19 protein-coding genes and 1 pseudogene are annotated in these 24,220 nt (G+C 53.8%); 2 read left to right on the top strand and 18 right to left on the bottom strand.

Features of this window, described 5'->3' with window-relative positions:
- Positions 1-15 precede the first annotated feature (15 nt).
- From ACQE3E_RS09225 to cysM, 14 genes are all read right to left on the bottom strand, one after another.
- Positions 16-1,311, bottom strand: coding sequence for an adenylosuccinate synthase (locus ACQE3E_RS09225; protein WP_281022948.1), 1,296 nt, complete (start codon positions 1,309-1,311; stop codon positions 16-18).
- A gap of 14 nt (positions 1,312-1,325) precedes the next feature.
- On the bottom strand, positions 1,326-2,519 hold the full coding sequence (locus ACQE3E_RS09220) for an ATP phosphoribosyltransferase regulatory subunit (RefSeq protein ID WP_313728279.1): 1,194 nt from the start codon (positions 2,517-2,519) through the stop codon (positions 1,326-1,328).
- 70 nt (positions 2,520-2,589) lie between these two features.
- Positions 2,590-3,444 carry a protease modulator HflC gene (gene hflC, locus ACQE3E_RS09215; protein ID WP_071159690.1) on the bottom strand — a complete coding sequence of 285 codons (855 nt, stop codon included), beginning with the start codon at positions 3,442-3,444 and terminating at the stop codon, positions 2,590-2,592.
- Complete coding sequence (gene hflK, locus ACQE3E_RS09210; RefSeq protein ID WP_064027102.1) at positions 3,434-4,648, bottom strand: FtsH protease activity modulator HflK; 1,215 nt, start codon at positions 4,646-4,648, stop codon at positions 3,434-3,436. The genes hflC and hflK overlap by 11 nt, the downstream gene beginning before the upstream one ends.
- Before the next feature lie 192 nt (positions 4,649-4,840).
- A complete protein-coding gene (hflX, locus tag ACQE3E_RS09205; protein WP_313728280.1) occupies positions 4,841-6,115 on the bottom strand; it encodes a ribosome rescue GTPase HflX in 1,275 nt (424 codons plus the stop codon).
- A gap of 11 nt (positions 6,116-6,126) precedes the next feature.
- Complete coding sequence (gene hfq, locus ACQE3E_RS09200; RefSeq protein WP_064027105.1) at positions 6,127-6,369, bottom strand: RNA chaperone Hfq; 243 nt, start codon at positions 6,367-6,369, stop codon at positions 6,127-6,129.
- 193 nt (positions 6,370-6,562) lie between these two features.
- Positions 6,563-8,227: an energy-dependent translational throttle protein EttA gene (gene ettA / locus ACQE3E_RS09195; RefSeq protein WP_064027107.1), complete on the bottom strand. Its 1,665-nt coding sequence runs from the start codon at positions 8,225-8,227 to the stop codon at positions 6,563-6,565.
- Positions 8,228-8,330: 103 nt separating this feature from the next.
- Positions 8,331-9,803, bottom strand: coding sequence for an amino acid permease (locus tag ACQE3E_RS09190; RefSeq protein WP_313728281.1), 1,473 nt, complete (start codon positions 9,801-9,803; stop codon positions 8,331-8,333).
- 707 nt (positions 9,804-10,510) lie between these two features.
- On the bottom strand, positions 10,511-11,242 hold the full coding sequence (locus ACQE3E_RS09185; RefSeq protein ID WP_313728282.1) for a hypothetical protein: 732 nt from the start codon (positions 11,240-11,242) through the stop codon (positions 10,511-10,513).
- A 40-nt stretch (positions 11,243-11,282) separates the two neighbouring features.
- Positions 11,283-11,951, bottom strand: a complete 669-nt coding sequence (locus tag ACQE3E_RS09180) for a hypothetical protein (protein ID WP_313728284.1) — start codon at positions 11,949-11,951, stop codon at positions 11,283-11,285.
- A gap of 590 nt (positions 11,952-12,541) precedes the next feature.
- A complete protein-coding gene (gene truA, locus ACQE3E_RS09175; protein WP_313728285.1) occupies positions 12,542-13,345 on the bottom strand; it encodes a tRNA pseudouridine(38-40) synthase TruA in 804 nt (267 codons plus the stop codon).
- A gap of 10 nt (positions 13,346-13,355) precedes the next feature.
- Entirely contained in the window at positions 13,356-13,844 is a 489-nt protein-coding gene (locus ACQE3E_RS09170) for a L,D-transpeptidase (protein WP_064027115.1), read from the bottom strand.
- Positions 13,841-15,166 (bottom strand): 23S rRNA (uracil(1939)-C(5))-methyltransferase RlmD, encoded by a 1,326-nt coding sequence (rlmD, locus tag ACQE3E_RS09165; protein ID WP_313728286.1) that lies wholly within the window; start codon positions 15,164-15,166, stop codon positions 13,841-13,843. The genes ACQE3E_RS09170 and rlmD overlap by 4 nt, the downstream gene beginning before the upstream one ends.
- A gap of 94 nt (positions 15,167-15,260) precedes the next feature.
- Positions 15,261-16,151 carry a cysteine synthase CysM gene (gene cysM, locus ACQE3E_RS09160; protein ID WP_313728287.1) on the bottom strand — a complete coding sequence of 297 codons (891 nt, stop codon included), beginning with the start codon at positions 16,149-16,151 and terminating at the stop codon, positions 15,261-15,263.
- Between the two features lie 83 nt (positions 16,152-16,234).
- Between cysM and ppk1 the strand changes: the two genes are divergently transcribed.
- On the top strand, positions 16,235-18,346 hold the full coding sequence (gene ppk1, locus ACQE3E_RS09155) for a polyphosphate kinase 1 (protein WP_427501539.1): 2,112 nt from the start codon (positions 16,235-16,237) through the stop codon (positions 18,344-18,346).
- Positions 18,347-18,355: 9 nt separating this feature from the next.
- Entirely contained in the window at positions 18,356-19,084 is a 729-nt protein-coding gene (dnaQ, locus tag ACQE3E_RS09150) for a DNA polymerase III subunit epsilon (RefSeq protein WP_427501538.1), read from the top strand.
- A gap of 301 nt (positions 19,085-19,385) precedes the next feature.
- Here the strand turns inward: dnaQ and ACQE3E_RS09145 are convergent, their stop codons facing one another.
- From ACQE3E_RS09145 to ACQE3E_RS09130, 4 genes and pseudogenes are all read right to left on the bottom strand, one after another.
- Positions 19,386-22,322 carry a KAP family NTPase gene (locus tag ACQE3E_RS09145; RefSeq protein ID WP_427501537.1) on the bottom strand — a complete coding sequence of 979 codons (2,937 nt, stop codon included), beginning with the start codon at positions 22,320-22,322 and terminating at the stop codon, positions 19,386-19,388.
- Between the two features lie 263 nt (positions 22,323-22,585).
- Positions 22,586-23,121: pseudogene (locus ACQE3E_RS09140) on the bottom strand (REP-associated tyrosine transposase).
- A 300-nt stretch (positions 23,122-23,421) separates the two neighbouring features.
- Complete coding sequence (locus ACQE3E_RS09135; RefSeq protein WP_427501536.1) at positions 23,422-23,694, bottom strand: PIN domain-containing protein; 273 nt, start codon at positions 23,692-23,694, stop codon at positions 23,422-23,424.
- Between the two features lie 111 nt (positions 23,695-23,805).
- Positions 23,806-24,009 carry a type II toxin-antitoxin system VapB family antitoxin gene (locus ACQE3E_RS09130; protein WP_427501535.1) on the bottom strand — a complete coding sequence of 68 codons (204 nt, stop codon included), beginning with the start codon at positions 24,007-24,009 and terminating at the stop codon, positions 23,806-23,808.
- Positions 24,010-24,220 lie beyond the last annotated feature (211 nt).

The following is a 24,220-nucleotide window of genomic DNA, read 5'->3' as shown; positions in this document are numbered from 1 at the left end:
GCTAGCTAAGGCGTTTCAAGCGTCGAACGGATTTTCCAGTACGATGGTTTCGTTGCGGTCGGGACCTGTGGAAAGGATAGTCACTTTTACGCCGACCAGCTCTTCGATGCGCGCGATATACGCTTTGGCGTTGGCCGGCAGTTGCCCGTATTCGGTAATGCCGGCGGTACTACCGCTCCAACCCGGCATTTCTTCGACCACCGCTTCGCAAGCCGCATATTGATCGGCACCGAGCGGCGCGGTGTCGGTGACGACGCCGTCGATTTTGTACGCGGTACAGATGCCGATTTTGTCCAGGCCGTCCAGCACGTCCAATTTGGTCAAACAGATGCCGGTCAGACTGTTCAATTGCGCGGATTTACGCATCGACACCGCGTCGAACCAACCGCAACGGCGCTTGCGGCCGGTGGTCGCGCCGAACTCGTGGCCCTTGACACCCAGGTGCTCGCCGTAGCTATCCAGCAATTCAGTCGGAAACGGGCCGTTGCCGACTCGGGTGGAGTAGGCCTTGGTGATCCCCAACACATAATCCAGCGCCAACGGACCGACGCCGCTGCCGGTGGCGGCGCCGCCGGCCGTGGTGTTGGAGGATGTGACGTAAGGATAGGTGCCGTGGTCGATGTCCAGCAATGCACCTTGCGCGCCTTCGAACAATACGTTGTGGCCTTGGGCTTGGTGGGCGTAGAGTGCCTCGCCGACATCGGTCAGCATCGGCTTGATCACTTCACCCAGACTTAGGGTGTCCGCCAACAACGTGGCGTAATCAACCGGCTCGGCACCGTAATACTGAACCAGCATGAAATTATGAAAATCCACCAGTTCCTTCAGACGCGCGGCGAATTCATCGCTATTACGCAGATCGCCGACCCGTAGACCGCGCCGCGCCACCTTATCTTCATAAGCCGGACCGATACCGCGACCAGTGGTGCCGATGGCTTTATCGCCCCTGGCCTTTTCGCGAGCTTGGTCGATTGCCACATGGATAGGCAAAATCAATGCGCAGGCCTCGCTGATTTGCAGCCGGTTCTTCACCGGGATCCCGGACTTTTCCAGAATTTCGATTTCCTTTAGCAAGGCTTCCATGCTGAGCACGACACCATTGCCGATCAAACACTGTACTCCTTCGCGAAGCACGCCCGACGGAATCAGATGCAGCACGGTTTTTTCGCCGTTGATCACCAAGGTGTGGCCGGCGTTATGTCCGCCCTGAAACCGAACGACGGCGGCGGCCTGCTCGGTCAACAGATCGACCAGTTTACCCTTACCTTCATCGCCCCACTGCGTACCGATGACAACAACATTTTTTCCCATAACTTTTTCTAACCTTAAGCCAATGATTTAACGACCCAGCACTGAGCCTGTTTTTCTAAAATCGCGTTGCAACCCATGTCTTCGGCCCCGCCCTGCTGCCCCGGCAATTGCTGAATTACCTGAACGCCGGACGCCCGCAAATCGCGAACGGTCTCGCGCAGATCGGCATCCTCGCAATAGGGCGCGAAGACTGTCCGCACCGGCGCATCGGCGCTGACGTCGTAAAACGTCGCCAGTACCTTCAAATCGGCGCTAAAACCGGTCGCCGCCCGCGCCCGGCCGAACACTTGACCGACGTTGTCGTAGCGTCCGCCGCGAGCAATTTCTCGTCCCAACGACGGCACGAAAGCGGCGAATACGATGCCGGTATGGTAATGGTAGCCGCGCAGTTCGGCCAAATCGAAACTGAGCGACAAGGCCGGATAGTCGCGGCGCAACCGGTCGGCAATCCCGCGCAAATCGGCCAGTGCCGCGGCCAAAATGCCGTTGGCGTCGATACCGGCCAGCAATTTCGCGGCTTGATCGAGCACATCCTGACCACCGTTCAGTTTGGGCAGCGCGTTAAAAATGGTTTTAAATCCGTCGCCGACCGGAAAGCGTTCGACCAATTCGACCAACTCCGCGCCAGCCTTGCGTTGCAATACGTCGAACAACTCGGCTTCTTGCGCCACATTCAAGCCGGCCAATTCGACCAAGCCGCGGTATATCGAAACGTGGCCCAAATCCAGATGCACGTTTTGGATGCCGCTGATCGCCAACATTTCCAACATCAACTGTATGGCTTCGTAGTCGCTCTCGAGTCCGGAGTGGCCGTACAATTCCGCGCCAATTTGCATCGGGCTGCGGCTCTTTTCGAGCGGATCGCCTACCGCATGCAATACGGTACCGGCGTAGCACAGCCGGTTCGGCCACGGATGTTGCAAATGGTGAGCGTCAATACGGGCGACCTGCGGCGTCATATCGGCCCTTACTCCGAGCGTCTCGCCGCTAAGCGGATCCGTCAGCTTAAAGGTCTGCGACTCCAGATCGTGGGCCGAACCGGTGAGCAAGGAGCGGAGAAAATCCACAAACGGCGGGATCACCAAGCGATACCCCCACGCGGCGAAGGTCTCGAGCAACTTGGCTCTCAGCCTCTCCAGATGCTCGGCCCGCTCCGGCAATACTTCGCCGATGCCCTCGGGCAGCAGCCAGGTGTCTTTGTTTTGCATGTCGTCTATTCCAGTTACAGCAAACGCCCCGCAGAGCGGGGCGTTATGGTCTTGCCGAACTCGGCGGCCACTATTTTTGAGTTTTGAAGTATTTGAAGAAATCCGAACTCGGTTCCAACACCATTACGTTGCCCGGTTTGCCCAAGCTTTCCTTGTAGGCAATCAAGCTACGGTAAAACGCGAAAAACTCGCTGTCTTCGCCGTAAGCCTTGGCAAAGGTTTCGGCGGCCCTGGCGTCGCCTTCGCCGCGCAATATCTCGGAGTCGCGGTAGGCGTTGGCCAAAATGATCTCGCGCTGCTTGTCGGCGTCGGCGCGGATACGCTCGGCAGCCTCGGAGCCTTGCGAGCGGAATTCGCGTGCGACCCTGGCACGTTCGGCTTCCATCCGTTGATAGACCGACGAACTCACTTCGTTGGGCAGATCGATCCGTTTCACTTGCACGTCGACAATATTGATGCCCAATTTGGCGGCATGGGGCGAAACATTGGTGATCAGCGCTTCGCGGATCGCGCTCCGATCGCTGGATACCAACTGCCTGATGTCGCGTTTGCTGAACTCGCTACGAAACGAATCCTTGATGATTTGATCCAGCCGGATGTTGGCTTGATTCACATCGCCGGCCACCGTGGTGTAAAAGGTTTTGACATCGCCGATGCGCCATTTGACGAAAGAATCGACAATGACGTTTTTCTTTTCGGCGGTCAAAAATCGTTCCGGCGTGGAATCCATGGTCAGGATGCGCGCATCGAATTTCTTGACGTTATTGATGAACGGCAGCTTGAAATGCAAACCCGGTTGAAAATCGGCGCCGACGATCTCGCCAAGCTGGAATTTAATCACGCGCTCGGTTTCGGCGACCGTGAACACCGACAGCGACAACACAACAATCAGCGCGCCGACCGCGACTAAAATCTTATTTCCCATCGTAACGTCCTCTCACATCGCGTTCGCGGCTGTTAATCCGCACATCGGTTTTCGATTCTTTGACTGTCGGCAAGGTCGGCTGAGGGGCAACCGGCTCATGATTCGTAACCGAATCCGGCGCCGCTTCCGTGCGACCGACGCCCAGTTTATCCAGCGGCAAGTACATGACGTTACCGCCATCCTTGACGTCTACCAACACGTTACTGGCGCGCCCCAGGACTTGTTCCATCGTTTCGATATACATCCGCTGCTTGGTCACCCCAGGCGCCTTTTTGTACTCGGTCAGCAGTTGCGAGAAGCGACTGACATCGCCATTGGCCTTGGCAATGACTTTTTCCTTATAGCCCTCGGATTCCTGCACGATACGAGACGCAGCGCCGCGGGCCTTGGGTACCACGTCGTTGGCATAAGCTTCGGCTTCGTTGATCAAACGCTGTTTGTCTTCGCGCGCCTTAATGGCGTCTTCGAAAGCACCCTGCACTTGCTCGGGCGGCTGAGCGTCCTGCAAATTGACACTAGTGATCAAAATGCCTGTGCGGTAGGCATCCATCACCGATTGAATCTCGCTCTTGATCTCTTGAACGATTTCGCTACGGCCTTCGGTCAATACGAAATCCATGTCGCTACGGCCGATCACACCGCGTTGCACGCTTTCGGTGACTTGCTTCAGAGTCGAAGCCGGGTCCAATACGTTGAAGGCATAATCCTTGGCGTCCTTGACCTGATATTGCACGGCCAGACGGACATCGACGATGTTTTCATCCTTGGTCAGCATCATCGCTTCCTTGGGTACCGAGCCCATCGCCTGACCGCCGCCCGAACGATAACCGACTTCTATAAAGCGTTGTTGCTCGACATTGATGACTTGTACTTGCTCGATCGGTGCCGGCACGTGCCAATTCAGACCGGGTTGCGACGTGCCGACATAGGCGCCGAACCGCGTAACGACGCCGCGAGTCCCTTCGTCAACCGTATAAAACCCGCTCAAGCTCCATAATACCAATGCACCGCCGGCAACCCAACCCGCACCGCGCATTGATGAGCCCGAGGTGCGGTTACCGCCCCCGTTGGATCCGCCGCCAAACAGAGCTCCCAGCTTTTCCTGCAAGTTGCGCACGACCTCGTCCAGATCGGGAGGACTATTTTGGTCGTTGCGACCACTCCAGGGGTCTTTTTTATCACCGCCGGGCTCATTCCAAGACATACTAAATGCTCCAAAAATTGGATTTGAGAACTTAAAAAACCGCGCACCACCGAACCAATTTCACCCAATCGATCCCACTCAAAAAAACCAGTATCGACAGGCCAAAGAACGCGGCATTCTATCGTAAATCACTCCGACCGGGACAACTAAGTCAGACCGGCGCGCCAAATTTATCCGGTTCGCGGTTACGCATTAGGCCATTTCCAACGGGCTCGAGGTTTCGATACCCTTTAGCAAGCCCAAATGCTTCTGATCGATCTCCAAGGTCAATTCGCAATCGCCGGCTTCGTTGCAAACCTCGTCGAGTATCCGGACATAACCGAACAGCTTGGCTTTGACACCGGCTTGCGCGGCCGGCAGATAACATTTTCGGACTACTTTGCTGCTGGCAAACAATTCGCACAAAGCCTGCAACAACAATTCGCTACCTTGTCCGGTCCGCGCACTGATCCAAACTGCGGTCGGCTTGCCGTCTTCGCCGTAATCGATGTGCGGCTGGATGCTATCGAGCAGGTCGATCTTGTTGAAAACCTTGAGCTGCGGAATTTTACCCGCCTCGATATCGTTCAACACTTGATTGACCTGGAAAATTGTCTCGTCGCGATCTTCGGCATGTGCGTCTATCACATGCAACAACAAATCCGCCTCGCTGGCTTCCTGCAAGGTTGATCGGAAGGCCGCCACCAGTTCGTGCGGTAAGTGACGAATAAATCCGACCGTGTCGGCCAGGATGATGTCGTTGCCGTTGGTCAACGACAACTGCCGCAGGGTTGGGTCGAGGGTCGCGAACAATTGATCGGCCGCATAAATGCCGGCGCCGGTCAGGGTATTGAACAAAGTCGATTTACCGGCATTGGTATAGCCGACCAAGGATACCGCCGGAATCTCGGCCTTCTTGCGTTTGCTGCGCCCCTGGTGGCGTTGTTTCTCGACTTTTTCCAAGCGTTGCTGGATTTGCTTAATGCGAACGCCCAGCAAACGCCTATCGGTCTCCAATTGGGTTTCGCCGGGACCGCGCAGACCGATACCGCCTTTTTGCCGCTCCAAGTGAGTCCAGCCGCGAATTAGGCGCGTCGATAAATGTTTAAGCTGGGCAAGTTCGACCTGCAACTTGCCTTCGAAAGTCTGAGCGCGCTGAGCGAAAATATCCAGAATCAGGCCGTTTCTATCGACGACCCTCACTTCCAGCGCTTTCTCCAGATTGCGTTCCTGACTAGGCGACAGCGGATGATTGAAAATGACGATATCGGCACTAGCGTCGGTTACCGCCGACTTGATTTCATCCAACTTGCCGATGCCGACAAAATACTTTGGGTCGGGCCGGTGCCGACTGCCTGTCACCACATGTATCGGCAGGGCGCCGGCGGATTTGGTCAGTTCCTTTAACTCGTCGAGATCTTCTTGCCCGGCTTGCAAATTTAGGTGAACGAGTATTGCTCGTTCACCTGCATCGGGACGTTCAAACAAAAAAACACCCCTTAATTGTCGTCACTAACTTCCGGCTCGCGGTGCATGTTGACGTTTTTTCCGGGAACGATGGTGGATATGGCGTGCTTATAAACCATTTGATTCACGGTATTTTTAAGCATGACCACGTATTGATCGAAAGAATCGACACGGCCTTGCAGCTTGATACCATTAACCAAGAAAATCGACACCGGAGTGTGTTCTTTTCTCAGGGCATTCAAAAAATTATCCTGCAAGTTTTGTGCTTTCGACATCCTATTTCTCCTTATTATTGTTCGGTGTACTGATTAATACATTACCCGCTACCTCCGTGATTTTCAACACGCGGTGCGCGAATAAAATTTAAACTGGTCTGGCCTAAACGCAAGCCGGATCAAAAAACCAGTTGTTCGGACGTAAACTCTCACGCCCTCGCCGTCAGAGTAAGCACGGACGCTTAAGTTCAGCTTAGCCGATTTTTTTGTATTTGATCCTATGCGGCGTATCGGCGTCGATACCCAGACGACGATGGCGGTCGGCCTCGTAGTCGGCGTAGTTACCCTCGAACCAAACCACCTCGCTGTCGCCCTCGAATGCCAGCATATGGGTCGCGACACGGTCCAGGAACCAGCGGTCGTGCGAGATCACCACCGCGCAGCCGGGGAAAGCCAACAAGGCTTCCTCAAGCGCCCGCAAGGTTTCGACGTCCAAGTCGTTGGTCGGCTCGTCAAGCAGCAACACGTTGCCGCCGCTTTTCAGCAACTTCGCCAAATGCACCCGGTTGCGTTCGCCGCCGGACAGATCGCCGATGCGTTTTTGTTGATCGGCGCCCTTGAAATTAAAGCGCCCGCAATACGCCCGAGACGGCGTTTCGTACTTGCCGACGGTGATCATGTCCAGACCGTCGGAAATCTCCTGCCAAACCGTTTTGTTATCGTCCATGTTATCGCGAAACTGTTCGACGTACGACAGCTGAACGGTCTGTCCCATCGTAAACGTACCGGAATCGGGCTTTTCAAAACCAGCCATCATTCTAAACAACGTGGTCTTACCGGCCCCGTTCGGACCGATGATGCCGACAATACCGCCCGGCGGTAACTTGAAACTCAAATCGTTGATCAGCAAACGATCGCCGAAACCCTTACCGACATTTTCAGCTTCGATGACTACATCGCCCAGGCGCGGTCCGGGTGGAATATAGATTTCCTGAGTCTCGTTGCGTTTTTGCACCTCGACCGACGACAACTCCTCGAAACGCGCCAACCTCGCCTTGCTCTTGGCGTGACGACCCTTGGGATTGGATCGCACCCATTCCAGCTCGGCCTTCATCGCTTTCTGGCGGGAAGACTCTTGTTTATCCTCAAGCTCCAGGCGCTTTTCCTTTTGTTCCAGCCACGACGAATAGTTGCCTTCCCAAGGAATGCCCATGCCGCGATCCAGCTCCAAAATCCAGCCGGCAACGTTATCGAGGAAATAACGGTCGTGAGTTACCGCTACCACGGTGCCGGTATAATCGTGCAGGAAGCGCTCCAGCCACGCAACCGACTCGGCATCCAAATGGTTGGTCGGCTCGTCGAGCAAAAGCATGTCGGGTTTGGACAGCAACAGCCGGCATAAAGCCACCCGACGCTTCTCGCCGCCTGACAATTTATTGACGTCAGCCTCCCAATCCGGCAAACGCAAGGCATCGGCGGCAATTTCCAGGGTCCGGTCCAGATTGTGACCGTCACAAGCATTAATCACGTCTTCCAGATGCGCTTGTTCGGCCGCCAACTTGTCGAAATCGGCTTCCGGATCGGCGTAGGCGGCATAGACCGCGTCCAGTTTGGCCAAAGCGTCCTTTATGTGTTGCACGGCTTCCTCAATGTTGCCGCGCACGGTTTTGCTAGGATCGAGCTGCGGCTCTTGGGGCAAGTAGCCGATGTTGATGCCTTTCAGCGGAATCGCCTCGCCTTCGATTTCCTTATCGACGCCGGCCATGATACGTAGCAGCGTCGATTTACCCGAACCGTTTAAACCCAACACGCCGATTTTAGCGCCCGGAAAGAACGATAACGAGATGTCCTTGAGGATGTACTTTTTCGGCGGCACGATTTTGCCGACCCGATTCATCGAAAATATGTATTGCGCCATTGCTTTCGGAAGAAAGGAAACAAAAAAGCATTATACCGTGACCCAGCCAAATGCAAGGCCGTTATTTAGCGGCGCCGAGCGGACACACTTGCGATTTCGCCGCTCAACGCCGCCCAAACATCGAGAAACGGGGGCAATGGAAAATCAGATAAATCAGCAAGCCAAATCCGTTCCAGATGAAAAAACCGATTTGCGTTTTGGTCGGCAAACTGACGAACAAATAACCGCATCCAAGTATTGCTACGGACCCAGTCAACCACGGCCACGGCGCGCTGAATTTGCGAACGGCACCCGGTGCCCGGTGGCGGGCAACCAGCATGCACAGCGCGACCGTGGCGAAAGCCAGCAATGTTCCAGCGTTAGCCAATGCTGCAATCTCCGCTAGCGGGAAAAAACCGGCTACGCCGCCAACCAGCGCGGCGGTAAACCAGGTCGTGCGCACCGGATTACCGCGTCGAGATACCCGTGCCAAGCCGTTCGGCAACAATCCGTCGCGAGCCATTGCAAAGAAAATTCGGCTTTGGCCGTAGAAGAAGGCCAAAATCACGGTGGGTAGCGCTGCCACCGCCGTAAATCCCAGGCATTTCGCGGCCAGCGGCGAACCCAACTCCCGCAGCACCAGAGCCAAGGGTTCAACACTGTCGGCAAACCGGCGATAGTCCAGCGCGCCCAACGCGGCCAACGCCACCGCGATATAGATCGCCACGCAGATCAGCATCGAGCCGATGATGCCGACCGCCAAATCACGATCGGGACGGCGTGCTTCCTCTGCGGCGGTCGCTATGGCATCGAAACCGTAAAACGCGAAGAAAATAATCGCGGCCGCCACCATAACGCCGCGTTCGACACCGTCCGCGCCGACCGTTTTCGCGAAGCCGTATGGCATGAACGGCTGCAAATGGCTCGCATCGAAACCACGGGCGGCCAGCGCTACAAACATCAGCAAGGCGCCGATTTTTAACACTACCAACCACGCGTTGCAGGTCGCGCTTTCCTTGGTGCCCAGCGTCAACAAGCCCGCAACCGCCCCAATGATTGCGACGGCAGGCAAGTTGACGATTCCGCCCCGCGCCGGAGCGACCAACCAAGTCGTCGAAATCCCCAGCCAGTCCTGCAAAATCGGCGCGGCGTAACCCGACCAGCCCACAGCAACCGCGCTGACCACCAACGAATATTCCAGAATCAGACACCAACCCACAAACCAGCCGGCGGTCTCACCGATCACAACCCTCGTGTAAGTATAAGCGCCACCAGCCTTGGGAATTGCGGTCGCCATTTCCGCGTAAGCCAGCGCCGCGCAAGCGCAAACCAGACCTGCGAATCCGAAGGCGACAATAACCGCCGGCCCAGCCTTGGCGACGCCGACACCGATTAACGTCAAAATCCCGGTACCGACAATGGCACCGACACCCAGAGCCAACAAATGCAACACACCCAGACCGGGTTGCAATAGTTCGGCCTGCCCGCGATCTCGTCTGCCACTCGCCCAATTTTGCGCGATCGCCGAATCGAGAGCTGTATTTTTGGAATTGAAGCGACCGGTCAACAAAACTCTCCCATGCAAACTCTTTGACATAGGCCTTTACGTTACCGGAAAAGCCTAGGTCCCGCACCAGCAAACGATGACGATCAATCCAATCATGTTCATTACAGGGCTTTTGCTTCGGAGAAAAAGAGATAACGTAATGAGCCCTCTTCAGCCTCAATCGATAGCAATTACTCAGACTAACGATGTTCACAACAGGAAGTTTGCCACAAGAGCTTGCCGGAAGCAGCCATGCTGAGCGGGGCGTCCCTTCCGGCGCGAAGAGCCACGAAGGATTAATACGGATTGCTAAAAACCGAATTTGTCCATTCGGCTCCGGTATCCGCTTGGGTTAGTTCCGAGGTAGAAAACCCTTGACCCGGGATCGAAGCCAGCGATTTTATCGAAGAAGCGGCGAGTTAATATTAGAGTTCCGGCGAATCGCGGTTTCGAAACGGGCTGACCGGCGGGGACCTTCAATCGGCAACGGGTTTTGCCTTGGTTTGCAGGGAGAATCGATTGAAAAATTGAGCCGGGTTCGGAAGAGGTAAATAGAGTTCGGTAGTCGCATATCCCGGTTGCTAGCTACTGGTCAGGCTGAGGATAAGTCCGACGATCCGAGCGTGGCTGGGAAACTCGATCCCTAATGCGGCCCCTCCGTCAAAAACCTGCCCGCCCCTACTTGGTCCATCTTCGCTATCGCCTCTCCTCGCCAGCGGACTTCAGCAAGGAGGGGCGTTTGCAATTACGTGGCCTCGCTAGATCGACGAAGCCGTTGCCTTGCGCAGTCTGCCGGCCCCTAGGAAGCCGAACAATACCGTTCCCATCATTACAAAGCTGGGCGGCAGCGGTACCGAACCGATAATGTCAGGTTGAGTCGGAGTACCAGCGGTCAACAAGCGAAATTGACCATCCCAAGCCTGCGGGCCGGTAAAATTCAAACGTAAACTGGAGACGTTGGAAAACACGCTGGGATTGGAAAACTGATTGAAATCGAACCAGAAATCTTCGGTTTGACTAACCGTTTTGCTGCCCGCCACGGCGATACCGTTAACGACCATTTCGATATTGACGTCCAGATCGATGGTCAGAACTTCTAACAATATCGCACTGCCGTATAACGTGAAGTTCGTCGGATCAAACGTCCATAAAATCGACGCGGCACCGGCGGAACCAGCGGAATTGGAGATTTTCAAAGCGCCGGCGCCGGATTGAATTTCTTCCTTATTCGCATAACGTCCTTCGGTAGCCGTCGCGGAAAAGGTCCTGGATACGTGCGCCAAATCGCTGCCGGAAATTTCAGCGACGCTGTTGCTCGTGGCACCCGGCACATAGACTTCTCCCGGCCTTCCATTGCCGCGGTCCGTCACATTTTGTAGTTGGTTGAAATTATCGATAGTCAGGTTACTGGCGTCAGCATGACCCGCAATCGAGAGCAAGCCTGAAAACAGCATCGAGCTCAGTAGTTTCAATGGAAAATGGTTACTCATATTGGATTCCTCGGATAGGTTCGAATTCGTTAATAAAACTTCAAAACAATTTGGACAGCGCAGGTTTTACCGACATTTGACGCAAATAAAACATGCCGATAATCAACAGTGCCCATGTGGTCGGCTCGGGAACCGTGTTGGTTTGCGTGCCGGTGCGATTGGCCGCCATCAAATCGATCTGTGCGTCCCAAGCTTCAACGCCGCGAAAATTCAACTGCAAGCTGCTCAGGTTGCCGAAACTGGAAGGGTTGGTGAAGTCTGAAAAAGCAATGGCGTGCTGACCGGTACCGCCAAAATTGTGAAAATCGAACACAGACAAACCGTTTGCGATCACTTGAATTTCAAAGCTCAAATCGATAAAGCCGATATTCAATAGCAGCGCGTCGGCGACCGACATCAAGTTAATCGGATCGAAGCTATATAAAATGCTTGCGGTACCGTTGGAATCGGTGCTGTTGCTGATCGTCAGCATCCCGCTTTCCACCGCAACTTCGGTATCGGCGTCGGTGGGGTTTGCTTCCGCAGTCAAGGTTCTGTAAGCGTTAACCAAATCGGTACCAAATATCGGCAGCGGCCCGTCGGTACCGTTTTCGGCAACTTGAAAGTCGGTAAAGTTATCGATTAGCGTTGCCGCCGATGCATTGTGCATAGCTGCGGACAACAACAAAATGGCGGTGAAATAGCCGAATTTGGATTTTGACGTGTTCAATGTAATTCCCCTAAGTTGATTGAGTTGACTGACAAAGCAGATTGAAGCCACACCATCTGTCTTTTCTGGAATTCAGCGCTTTCCGTGCCAATTCCGTTTTTTTGATGGAAATCAAATAAATGAGGATTTTATTGAGGTCTATCACAGATTTGCAGCACGAGGTATCAGCCAGCGATGGCATGACAAGTACTGCCAAACGCGTCATGTAGGCCATCGTCAGCTATGGGTCGGGTTAGCGAGGAACTCAAGCGGGATAAGACGGCGGTACGGCTCTGGCTAACGTAGGCAGAATTAGGGCAATACGCTTATCCAGGCACCGATATGCCGCTGCCTCTTGATCAGGTTTTACTGGATTGCCGACACACACGTGCGAATATTCGACAGTTGGCATTTGCCCGCCAACTGCCACGGATTTCGGTTGGTCACGGAAAATACGGCCGGTTTATGAAGGACAGTCGAAAAAATAGGGTTTTACGACGACCTTCCGAGAGAGAATCTAATCCGTTCGGACCAAGCCGAAGCAAACTCAAAACGTCAAAAAAACCTAATCTACAGAAGCATTAAGTAAAGCTGAGTAACAATTGGCGCCGTCAATCAAAACGTTTGGCGTCTTTAGGCAACTTCAAGAAGACAGGATGAGTGGGAACGCCGTAGCGCTCTGGATAAAACACGCCAGCCAGGTGCAGACCGTGCGGCGGCGAGGTGCTCGCGGCTTGGGCGCGGTCCTTGATTTCCAACAGGTGCGAAGTCCAGTCTTCGGGCTGTTTGCCGCTGCCAATATCGATCAGCACGCCGGCGATGTTTCGGACCATGTGGTGCAAGAACGCATTGGCGCACAGGTCGATGACCACTTTATCGCCGTCGCGAACCACGTCGATGAAATACATCAGCCGATAGGGACTGACCGACTGGCAGCTCTGGGCGCGGAAAGACGAAAAATCGTGCTCGCCGAGTAGATGTTGGGCGGCGCGGTGCATGCGCTCGGCGTCGAGCGTTTGATAACACCAGGTCGCCTGGTCGCGCAGCAACGCCGACTTCATCGCCCGGTTCAGAATCACGTAGCGGTAAAATCGGGCGATGGCGCTGTAGCGGGCATGAAAATCATCGACGGCCGGCTTGGCCCAGGTGATGCGGATATCGTCCGGCAGATGGCTGTTGCCGCCCATCACCCAGCCGCGCAAATCCCGCTCGACCGGGCAATCGAAATGCACGACTTGCTCCAGGGCGTGCACGCCGGCGTCGGTGCGGCCGGCGCACAACACCGTCACCGGTTGCGCGGCAATGTTGGTCAGCGCCCGTTCCAACTCGCCTTGCACGGTGGCTTTACCAGCCTGAATCTGCCAACCGGCGTAGCGGCTACCGTCGTATTCGACACCGAGAACGATGCGGCTCACGCGCGGCCGCTCAGGCGTGAATAAACACCCGGCAGCCGGGCGACACCATGTCGAACAATTCGATCATATCGGCATTGCGCATCCGGATGCAGCCGTGCGAAGCCGGCACCGCCTGCATCGCTTCGTCCGGACAGCCGTGGATGTAAATGTACCGCCAGGCGGTATCGACCTCGCCGTAGCGATTCTTGCCCGGCTCCAAACCGCCCAGCCACAATATCCGGCTGAGTATCCAGTCGCGTTCGGGTTGGGTCAGTGCCAGTTCCGGAGTAAAGATTTCGCCGGTCGGTCGCCGGCCGACGAACACGGTGTTGACCGGGGCCTCGGCGCCGATTTTGGCGCGAATCCGGTGCCAGCCGGTCGGCGTGCATTCGCTGCCTTTCAGCTCGCCGGGCCCATTCTTGGCGGTGGAGACCGCAAACACCCGCATCACGCTATCGTCTTCGATCAACAGCAAACGCTGGTCGGCAAGCGATACGTCGATGTAACAATGTGGACTCATGGTTTGACGAATAATGCGATGGACTCGACGTGGGCGGTCTGCGGGAACATATCCATCACGCCCGCCTTGACCAGTTGGTAACCCAATTCGTTGACCAGAATACCGGCATCGCGCGCCAATGTCGATGGATTGCAGGACACGTAGACGATGCGTTCCGGCCGCCAATGCTTGAAGTTGTGCAACACCTCGGATGCGCCGGCCCGCGACGGATCGAGCAACACTTTGGTGAATTTTTGCTGGCTCCAGGGCTGATCCCGAACGTCCTTGGTCAAATCGGCGACGTGAAATTCGACATTGTCCAGCCGGTTCAAGCGGGCATTTTCGCGGGCATGATTGACCAGCGGCGTGTCGCCTTCGATGCCGACCACGTAACCGGCGCGGGTCGCCAGCGGTAGCGTGAAATTGCCCAGCCCGCAAAACAAATCCAATACCCGGTCGGCCTTGGTCAATTCCAGCGCGGCCAACGCGCGGGCGATCATTTGCCGATTGATGTCGTAATTGACCTGGGTGAACATCGCCGGCCGAAAGTTGAATTTGACGCCGTATTCCGGCAAGGCATAGCTTGGAATCACCTCCGGCTCGCCATCCAGCGGTACGATGCTGTCCGGTCCCTTGGGTTGCAGGCAAATGCTGATCTGGTGACGATGAGCAAATTCGCGCATCCGCTGCTTGTCCTCGGCGGTCGGCGCTTCCAACACCCGAAACGCCAGCACGCATTCGTGGTCGCCGATCGCGACCTCGATTTGCGGAATCTTGTCCTTGATGGTCAGGCCGGCGATCATGTCGCCGAGCAGGGTCAGCTTTTCGCCGACGATAGGGTGCATCACCTTGCAGGCATCGATTTCAGCCAGATAGGGATTGCGGCGCTCGCGAAAACCGACCAGCACCCTGCCCTTTTTGGCGACCCATTTCACCCCCATACGCGCCTTGGTGCGGTAGCCCCAATGCGGCCCGGTCAGCGCTTCCCATATTTGCGGAATCTCGACCTTACCGATGCGGCGAAACTGCTCGCGCAGCAAATCTTCCTTGAAATGAATCTGCTCGGCGTCGTCGACATGCTGGAAGCTGCAGCCGCCGCAACTGCCGAAGTGCGGACAGGCCGGATCGACACGGTGCGGATTGCGGTCGTGCAGTTTCACGACCTTGCCTTCGGCGTAATCGCGGCGGCTGTCGGTATAGACGAAGTCCACGCTCTCGCCGGGCAAGGCTTCGTCGATGAACACCACCTTGCCGTTGACATGGCTGATGCCGCGGCCGTCGTGGGACAAGGATTCGATGGTAACGGTAACCGGGTCTAACGGAAGTTTTTTCTTGTAAGCCATTATTCAATTAACGTGGGTCGGATCGGCGCATCGCGATCCGACGGGACGGCGGGGAACTTTGAGGTCGGGCGATTTAACCGACGCCTTGCGAATTTCAGGTCGGGAAGATCCCTGTGGACAAATAACGATCGCCTCGATCACAGACTATCGCCACGATCAACGCATTTTCTACTTGCTGGGACAATTGCAGCGCCGCGTAAACCGCGCCGCCGGACGACACGCCGGCGAAAATGCCTTCCTCGGCGGCCAACGCGCGGGTGGTGTTCTCGGCGTTGATTTGGTTGACTTCGATAATTCTATCCACCCGGCTGTCGTCATAAATCTTCGGCAGGTATTCCTTAGGCCAGCGGCGAATGCCGGGAATCTTGGACTCGCCTTCCGGCTGCACCCCGACAATTTCAATGGCCGGATTTTGTTCCTTCAAATATTTGGAGGTCCCCATGATGGTACCGGTGGTACCCATCGAACTGACGAAGTGAGTAATGGTGCCTTGGGTGTCGCGCCAGATTTCCGGGCCGGTGCCTTCGTAATGCGCCAGCGGATTGTCCGGATTGGCGAACTGATCGAGGATGCGGCCCTCGCCACGCGCTTCCATGGCTCGCGCCAGGTCTATCGCGCCCTCCATGCTGCCCTTGGCCGGAGTCAGGATCATTTCGGCGCCGTACGCCTTCATCGATGCGATCCTTTCCGCGCTCATATTATCCGGCATGATCAGCGTCATTTTGTACCCCTTGATCGCCGCCGCCATCGCCAGCGCGATGCCGGTATTGCCGCTGGTGGCTTCGATCAAGCGGTCGCCCGGCTTGATCTCGCCGCGCGCTTCGGCATGCTGGATCATGCTCAAAGCCGGTCTGTCCTTGACCGAGCCGGCCGGATTGTTACCCTCCAGCTTGACCAAAATCGTGCAAGCATTCGCCACCGGCAATCGTTGCAACCGTACCAATGGCGTGTTTCCGACAAAAGCTTCTATCGTTGGAAAATTCATGAATCAAACATCCGATTAACGTTGGGCGGCGATTATAACAACTTCGGACGCTTAAACGCCGCCGTAACCTAAGGCCGAAGCATTTGCCTTATAATCGGCGCCAGACCGCCCCTTCCAGGACCGCCATGCAGCCAATCGAACTTAATAGCCCGGAGCTTTACATTAACCGCGAACTCAGCCTTTTGGAATTCAACGCCAGGGTCTTGGCGCAAGCGCTGGACGACAGCCTGCCGTTGCTGGAGCGCCTCAATTATTTATGCATTTCCTGTTCCAATCTCGACGAATTCTACGAAGTGCGAGTGGCCAGCTTGCTGCAAATGGCCGAAATGGACGCCAACGTCATCAGCCCGGACGGATTGACGATCAACGAGCAACTGGACCGGCTGTCGGTCAAGGCCCACGATCTGGTCGCCGAACAATACCGGGTGCTCAACGAAGTCCTGATTCCCCGCTTGGAGGCCGACCATATCCGCTTCCTACGCCGCGACCGCTGGAGCGCCTCGCAAAAAGCCTGGCTGGAAAAATACTTTAACGAAGAGTTGCTGCCGATTCTGACCCCGGTCGGGCTGGATTCCGCCCATCCGTTTCCGCGCATCCTCAACAAGAGTTTGAATTTCATCATCTCGCTGACCGGCAAGGACGCCTTCGGCCGGAATAGCGGCCGCGCCGTGCTGCAGGCGCCGCGCGCCTTGCCCCGCATCGTGCAACTGCCGCCGGCCGACACCGACAGCGGTCCGCACGATTTCGTGTTTCTTTCCTCGATTATCCACGCCTTCGTCAACGACTTGTTCAACGGCATGACCGTCAAGGGTTGTTATCAATTCCGGGTCACTCGCAACAGCGACTTCTTCGTCGACGACGATGCCATCGACGACTTAATGCTGGCTGTCGAAGGCGAATTGGCGATGCGTAATTACGGCGACGAAGTTCGCCTGGAGATCGACGCCAACTGCCCGGAAGAAACCGTCAACTTCCTGATGGCCCGCTTCGACCTGACCGCCGACCGGCTGTTTCTGGCCAACGGCCCGGTCAACCTGAGCCGGATTCAAGCGATTTACAGCCTGATCGAACGGCCGGAACTCAAGTTTCCGCCGTTCAAACCCAGCGTGCCCAGCGCCTTCGGCCGCAATAAGGATTTCTTCGCCAGCATCCGCAAACAAGATGTACTGCTGCATCACCCCTACGAATCGTTCACGCCGGTCGTCGATTTCATCAAGCAAGCGGCCGCCGATCCGGACGTGTTGGCGATCAAGCAAACCTTGTACCGTACCGGTGTCGATTCGCCGATCGTTGCCGCGCTGATCAAGGGCGCTCGCGCCGGCAAGGAAGTCACCGTGGTCATCGAGCTGCGCGCCCGCTTCGACGAGAAGGACAACATCGGCTTGGCCGCCAAGTTGCAGGAAGCCGGCGCCCACGTCGTGTACGGGGTGGTCGGCTACAAGACTCACGCCAAGATGTGCATGGTGTTGCGTAAGGAAAACAACACGCTGCGCAACTACGTGCATCTGGGTACCGGCAACTACCATCCCAAAACCGCCCGGCTGTACACCGACTACGGCTTATTCACGTGCGACAAGGAATTGGCCGAGGACGTGCGCCGGGTGTTCATGCAATTGACCAGCCTGGGCAAGGTCAGCAAATTGAACAAACTGCTGCAATCGCCGTTTACGCTGCATCCGGGCCTGATGAAGATGATCGAAAAGGAGATCGACCAGGCCAAGAAGGGCAAGCTAGCCAAGATCATCATCAAGGTCAATGCGGTAGTCGAGGAACAAGCGATCCGCGCGCTGTACCGCGCTTCCCAGGCCGGCGTCGAAATCAAAATGATCGTGCGCGGCATGTGCTGCCTGAAGCCCGGCGTGCCGGGGGTTTCCGAGAACATCGAAGTCCGCTCCATCGTCGGCCGTTTTCTGGAACACACCCGGATTTACGCGTTCTACAACGGCGGCGATTGGGCGGTGTATGCCTCCAGTGCCGATTTGATGAACCGCAACATGTTCCGCCGCGTGGAAGTGTGTTTCCCGATCGGCGACCGCAAAAACATCGATCGGATTCTGGCCGACCTGGAAGGCTATCTCAGCGACAACGCCCAGGCTTGGCTATTGCAAAGCGACGGCCAATACAAACGCGCCGCCCACGGCGAACAAAGCACCTATCAAGTGCAAACCGAATTGTTGAAAGCCTTCTGCGGCTAAGGAGCAACGATGAGCTCGCGCCAACACCGGCAAATCGTACTGGATACCGAAACCACCGGCATCAATCCCAAGGAAGGCCACAAGATTATCGAAATCGGCTGCGTGGAATTGGTCAATCGCCGCCTGACCCGCAACCACTTTCACGTATATTTGAATCCGGACCGGGAAATCGATGCCGGCGCCATCGAAGTCCACGGCATCACCAACGAATTCTTGCGCGACAAACCGCGCTTCGCCGACGTCGTCGAGGATTTCATGGCCTTTACCGCCGGCGCCGAGTTGATTATCCACAACGCGCCGTTCGACGTCGGCTTTTTAAATCACGAGCTGAGTTTGCTGCCGGGCGAGACCCGCACCGTCGAATCCAACAGCAGCGTATTCGACACCCTGCCCTTCGCTCGCAAAAAACACCCCGGCGCCCGCGCCAGCCTGGACGCCCTCTGCAAGCGCTACGGCATCGACAACAGCCACCGCGAATTGCACGGCGCCCTGTTGGACGCCGAGATTCTGGCCGACGTTTATCTGTTAATGACCGGCGGCCAGTTTTCGCTGCTGGAAGACGCGGAAACCGACAGCGCCGGCGAACAGGCCATCGTCCGGCTTTCGGCCGACCGGCCGCCCTTGAAAGTCATCGCCTGCAACGACGAAGAACAAACCGCCCACGAACAACGCCTAGCCAAAATCGCCAAGGTGTCCGGCAACTGCCTATGGCTAGCCGAGCCGCCTGAGGCGACTTAGAGATTTTGCCCTTCCGATCGACAAGTTAAAAACTGGTAATAGCTAATGCGATGATGGGCCGGCAAGCGCCCGCCTTCAGTCGAAGGGCGACTTGGGGGTTTTTCAGTAGCTCATCGGGTGAGTATGTTTTGTAACGGTCAAAACGGCCGCTTATGTTTTAACTCGACTGACTGAAATAGTAGATATACCCGCCTTTCAGTTAAAATTAAAAGGGGGGTTGATTACAAGATGTAAATTAAGCGTTGAGATGGATTGATACTTTATACGTTGGCTTGTGACAATGGAAACTATTCGTTGTGTTTTAGGGCACACTAACCATCCTATCAAGTGTTTCAAATACATATGGTAGATCTCCGGAATATGTTGCTACGTAATTCTGCGTCACAACTCGCCTATCCTCAGTTGGCAAATTTTTCTCTTTTATCCTTTGCCCAAAATCAGTCCAATAGCGCTTGAACTCATCGGGATCTAGTCCAGCCGCCAAACTCGTTTCAGTGGCTGCGTATCCATTCTTACCATGAACAGCGCCAAAATAACTACTGCTTAAGCTGCGTAAGCAATAGTCAGCAAAATGGAAAATGTTGTCATCGCTATCAGGATTGAAGCAAACTCCAAAGATGTACCTGTTCATTTTGAGGCTAATGCCGCCTGCATCCGAATTTCCTGACTCATCATACAAACCACAGCCGGCGCCCGAACCGTTTGGATATTCCCGATTGGCAAGTTGGTATAGAACAAAACTCTTTACTGCTGAACGGGTAGCCAACAATTGATCGGATAGTTGCCAAGATTCGTTACTCTCCGAGTCCTGCGCTTTTAACCAATTTTCTAAATCCCCAAAGAAGGCATCATCCGGAGTATTGTCAACGTCGGTAAGAAAGTTACGACTTTGTTCAATATAGTTTTCTTTAAAATGTTGAAAGATTCTCTGTGATAGCTCTCGCATACCATTTAAGGCCTGCAAGGAAAGTAACCCGTCGGTTGGTGCGCTTTTATCATTATGGACTATTAACGCCCTACGGAGATTGTAAGTCTGGCTTTGCATGTCTGCAGAACAATGCAGCCTAAAAAGCATTAAGTCATTCCATCCAAGTACGCCCCGATCATTTGATGCTAATAATTGAATAAGTCCCCTACCAGAGAAATACCCTTCACCATATATGCGTTCAGCAATTTCGACGACGTTTTCCGAGGTATTATTTAGTCTTTTTCCATCGGTACGCCCCCAACCTGCTCGATCTAAGAGATAGATTAGATTATAGATTGCGCTCCTTCTGTGAGCCCACATTCCTCGGTAAACTAAAAAATAACGCGGGAGATATACCACTAGTGTTCTGATCGCTTCTTCTGCAACCGCTTGCGTCAAATCGTAAGATTGGTTGATCAAAACCGACCAAAACTTTTCCTGAGTAAACGGGTTTTTCTGTAGCAGGAATTCCGGCTCTTCTAAAATTGCAGCAATAGAGGTACCGTGCTTAACCCTATAGACAGCATCTTGGTAGAGCACAAATGTTTCTTGCCGATCTGGCGTGGCAAATCTGACAATTAGCTTCAGGTATTTTTCAAGGTTTCTGTACTCATCAGCGTTAAAACATGCACGCGAGCTCAGAACACTTTCATTCGTGGAATCAGTATTCATAACACCGAGTACGCTCACGTCGAACAACTGCCGCAACAAGAACTGACTTGTCGAATCGTTGTTGTCGCTTATCATTTTCTCGAATCCTTCTTTATTGGAAAATTTCACATTCCTCTCGACAACGTCACGTTTTGCTGAGTACACCCCCACCCGACCTTCGGTTTCCTCTGCATAAATTCGACGAAACAATCCGGGGTAATTCAGATGCAAAAGCATTAGATTGACTAGGTCACGTCGATTGAAATCTGTCTTAGTAAAGTCTGTTTTCTCTATTTGCATCATGAGTGCAGCATTTACGAAACGTTTGAGTTTGCGCATATCGCCAATTAGCGGCAAGTATTTAGTCGCTTCGTCTGATTTGAGAATTTCAGCTAATTCCGTGAGGACAGATTCGAGCTTGAGCATGGTATCCGACGGAATAGTCAGAAATGGATGCTCGTTACTTTTCCAATCCCTAAGCAAGAAATTTCGGAGAGTAGAGCTGTCCACAAACAGGCTTAATTTGACTGTCACGAACTTCTCAAAAAACTCTCGCGCATTGCCGCCTTCGTCTTTCCCCTTTACTAAATTCTCAGTGTCATAACACAAGATATAAGTTGCCTGAGACAACTTGAAGGTCCGCCGTATGGTAAACAGTACGTTGTTCACCGTTTTGGCATCCAGGCGATCTAAGTCATCTATGACCACGATGACCCGCATACGGATAGTTTTGAGGACACTGTCAATGGCTTCCAGTAATTCGTCGATTGTCTCGCTTAATGGCTCAATTGAGAGCCTGAATCCAAAAAGCGAGAGACCTTTAACCATTCTTGAATATCGGGAAGCGGCTGGACGAAATTCAGGTGCATAAATCTGACGTTGAATAGTTGCGGTAAGGTCGCGTAAGAAACGTTCAGGCAGATCGGGTTCAGCGGCGTACCGCAAAGGTTCAAAACGAAAAACAATTACCGAATTGCCTACCACCTCCCAATGCCGTTCCGCAAGATTGATAAAGCTGGTCTTGCCGGCTCCCCAAGGCCCATCGATGCCAAACACAAGACCCGAGTGCGCTTCACTAGCAACTACAGTGTCAGCGAAGTCCTTGGCCAACACTTTAATTTGCAGTAAGTCTTCCTCCTCTGTATCGATTTCATCGTCCCCAAGGAAGTAGAATTGAGGTGAGGACTTTCTTCTAAGAGAAACGTAAGTCCGAAATAACGGTGACAGGAGCACTAAAACCAAGGCAACCAATATAGTAGGAGCCCACCAAGGATTTGCGCCATCCAAAAATTTCTGGACTTTCAACAGCCAAGACGACGTCAAATAGTTTGACCAAACTCCAATGATTGCGAAAGCGTATATATCGAACCGGAAGCTGCGGCTCAGACGAACGATATAAGACCAGACATCTCGCATAATTGCGTAGATAAGACAGATTATGAGGCAAACAGCAATGCCGATTGCTCGAACTATCAAATCGACGTCAGTTATTGTGGGTGCGAATTTTTCGCCTACATAGAAGAAAACTCGGAAGCCTCCAGCACACACAAACCAGATTGTAAATACCCGAGCAAACACGAGTAATTCCGGCATCCTCATCGTTTGTTGCGATTTTGGCATCTGCTGTCTCTAAATTAAATTGGCTAAGTTCGTATCGTATTTTATATTGCCATTAAGTCAGACATATGGACCATACAATTCGCCCTTCTACAATAGATATGGCGATTTTGGGAGTTAAACCTAACATTCAGATAAATAAACGAATTCTGCTTAGGGTCGCTAACAGTCCAACAGCCCGCAAGATTACCAAATCAACCGGCTCGTTTACAAATGGCCTCAGGCCGTAGGGCGGATAAGCGAAGCGTCATCCGCCGATAAAACCGTCAATTATCCGGTTCACCCGCTTCTGAAACTACCAAGTCCAGCCCCGCCCAATTTAACGGATAAACACCCATCCTGACCAAGCGATGAAAACTTGAATATGACCTTTATGCCCTTGGGTAAATCCTTAACGGTAACAGCCCAATCATGCTTATAATCCATATGCGCCGCATAGGTCGGCATCATCGGTAATGGTATGTTCCCAAAAACGACGTTGCCATATGCCTCGCTCGTGGCGTTTTATTCTGATTGCGGAGCGATATTCGGTTGTTGGTATCGCTTTCGAAAAGGCTTTTTTAATCGCCCGCCATCGGTTGGAATATTGATCGTCACCAGCCGGTAATGTCCAGATAGCATGCATATGATCAGGTAAAACCACCCAGGCATCGATATGAAATGGCTGCTTTTCCCGGACCACTCGCACCGCTTCCCGTAACTCCGCAATATGCTCGATCAACAGCGTCGATTTCCGTTCGAGAAGGTTAACGGTGAAGAAATAGGTGCCGCCAGGAATGCGATTTCGTCGATAGTTTGACATGAAAAGAGTTTAACCGATTTGGCGGATGACGCTGCGCTTATCCGCCCTACAGCCATTTTGAAATTGTGATCAAACTGTTGGGGTTAATGGGCCGCTATAAGGACTAAATCAGTCGTTCACCAGAAATCAGGGCTGTCTGTTTAGGGTCGATCGCGTCAATTCGCCATTCCCAAAAGCCGTCATTCGTTACTGGCGTAATGGTATCGGAATCGATGGCCGACTCTGGGGCAACACACTAGCCGCTGCAAATTTCAGGACACCCTCAATGAAAATCCCCGTCCATCCGGTTGGTTCTTTAGTTTACCCGCCGCAAAATTGCTCAACCGGAAGGTGCTGAAAATGTTTATCCAGGGTTAAAACCTTTATGGCATGCCGCTGAGCGATGACGGCAATTAAAACATCGGTCAACGGCAAGGTTAAACCTTTTGCTCGCAGTTGTTGGGCAAGTATACCAGCCGCGAACCAATCGCTATCTTCGGTTGGCAGATAATGTACGGAACGAAACAGTAGCTTTAAAGCGCTGGCTTTCCTTCTCCTGTTTGACGCCTTGTAGCAATTCCGCGACAACCACACCCGTTATTGCGGCTTAGTTAGATTCAATTAACGCCACAACCTGATCACCTAATTGACCATTTTTTGATTTGAAAAAATCGATCCAGGCACAGGTGTCGATCAATACCCGTTTCATGATGGACGTTCCAAATCCCGTAATGCTTGCCAGTTGTCTTCAATATCGACTGCTCCCCGGCAATCCAGCAATTCTTGACGCTGCTTAAAGCGGATGTATTCTTCAATGGCTTTGGCGATACTTTCCTTGGTGGTTTTGGCTTGAGTGTAAGTCAGCAGTTGTTCCAGTACGGTGTTGTCCAGGGAAATAGTGGTTTTCATTGCAGGCATCCTCTTAATAATATTTCAGAACTTGAGCGTAATTATGGCGTGGAAACTTGCCCAAGCTGTCGATTAACAGTGAATCGCATCGTTCGCGATTGATGAGGTTCGTTCCTACCGGGCTTCGGCTTTAGTGACCGCAGTGGAATGGATAGCCGTTTGATAGTGTTATGATTGCACGACCGGCGCAGGTCTTGCGTAGCCTCGATGC

This window comes from Methylomonas sp. MED-D (genome assembly GCF_050276835.1).
GTDB classification, from domain to species: domain Bacteria; phylum Pseudomonadota; class Gammaproteobacteria; order Methylococcales; family Methylomonadaceae; genus Methylomonas; species Methylomonas koyamae_A.
This window is presented reverse-complemented; position numbering and strand designations above follow the sequence as displayed.

Excerpts from the sequence above, each read along its gene's own strand:
- ACQE3E_RS09185 (WP_313728282.1), bottom strand. The coding sequence starts at position 11,242 with ATGAGTAACCATTTTCCATTGAAACTACTGAGCTCGATGCTGTTTTCA.
- hflK (WP_064027102.1), bottom strand. The coding sequence starts at position 4,648 with ATGTCTTGGAATGAGCCCGGCGGTGATAAAAAAGACCCCTGGAGTGGT.
- ettA (WP_064027107.1), bottom strand. The coding sequence starts at position 8,227 with ATGGCGCAATACATATTTTCGATGAATCGGGTCGGCAAAATCGTGCCG.
- dnaQ (WP_427501538.1), top strand. The coding sequence starts at position 18,356 with ATGAGCTCGCGCCAACACCGGCAAATCGTACTGGATACCGAAACCACC.
- ACQE3E_RS09225 (WP_281022948.1), bottom strand. The coding sequence starts at position 1,311 with ATGGGAAAAAATGTTGTTGTCATCGGTACGCAGTGGGGCGATGAAGGT.
- ACQE3E_RS09220 (WP_313728279.1), bottom strand. The coding sequence starts at position 2,519 with ATGCAAAACAAAGACACCTGGCTGCTGCCCGAGGGCATCGGCGAAGTA.
- cysM (WP_313728287.1), bottom strand. The coding sequence starts at position 16,151 with ATGAATTTTCCAACGATAGAAGCTTTTGTCGGAAACACGCCATTGGTA.
- rlmD (WP_313728286.1), bottom strand. The coding sequence starts at position 15,166 with ATGGCTTACAAGAAAAAACTTCCGTTAGACCCGGTTACCGTTACCATC.
- hflC (WP_071159690.1), bottom strand. The coding sequence starts at position 3,444 with ATGGGAAATAAGATTTTAGTCGCGGTCGGCGCGCTGATTGTTGTGTTG.
- hfq (WP_064027105.1), bottom strand. The coding sequence starts at position 6,369 with ATGTCGAAAGCACAAAACTTGCAGGATAATTTTTTGAATGCCCTGAGA.
- ACQE3E_RS09190 (WP_313728281.1), bottom strand. The coding sequence starts at position 9,803 with ATGTCAAAGAGTTTGCATGGGAGAGTTTTGTTGACCGGTCGCTTCAAT.
- ACQE3E_RS09170 (WP_064027115.1), bottom strand. The coding sequence starts at position 13,844 with ATGAGTCCACATTGTTACATCGACGTATCGCTTGCCGACCAGCGTTTG.
- ACQE3E_RS09130 (WP_427501535.1), bottom strand. The coding sequence starts at position 24,009 with ATGAAAACCACTATTTCCCTGGACAACACCGTACTGGAACAACTGCTG.
- ACQE3E_RS09145 (WP_427501537.1), bottom strand. The coding sequence starts at position 22,322 with ATGCCAAAATCGCAACAAACGATGAGGATGCCGGAATTACTCGTGTTT.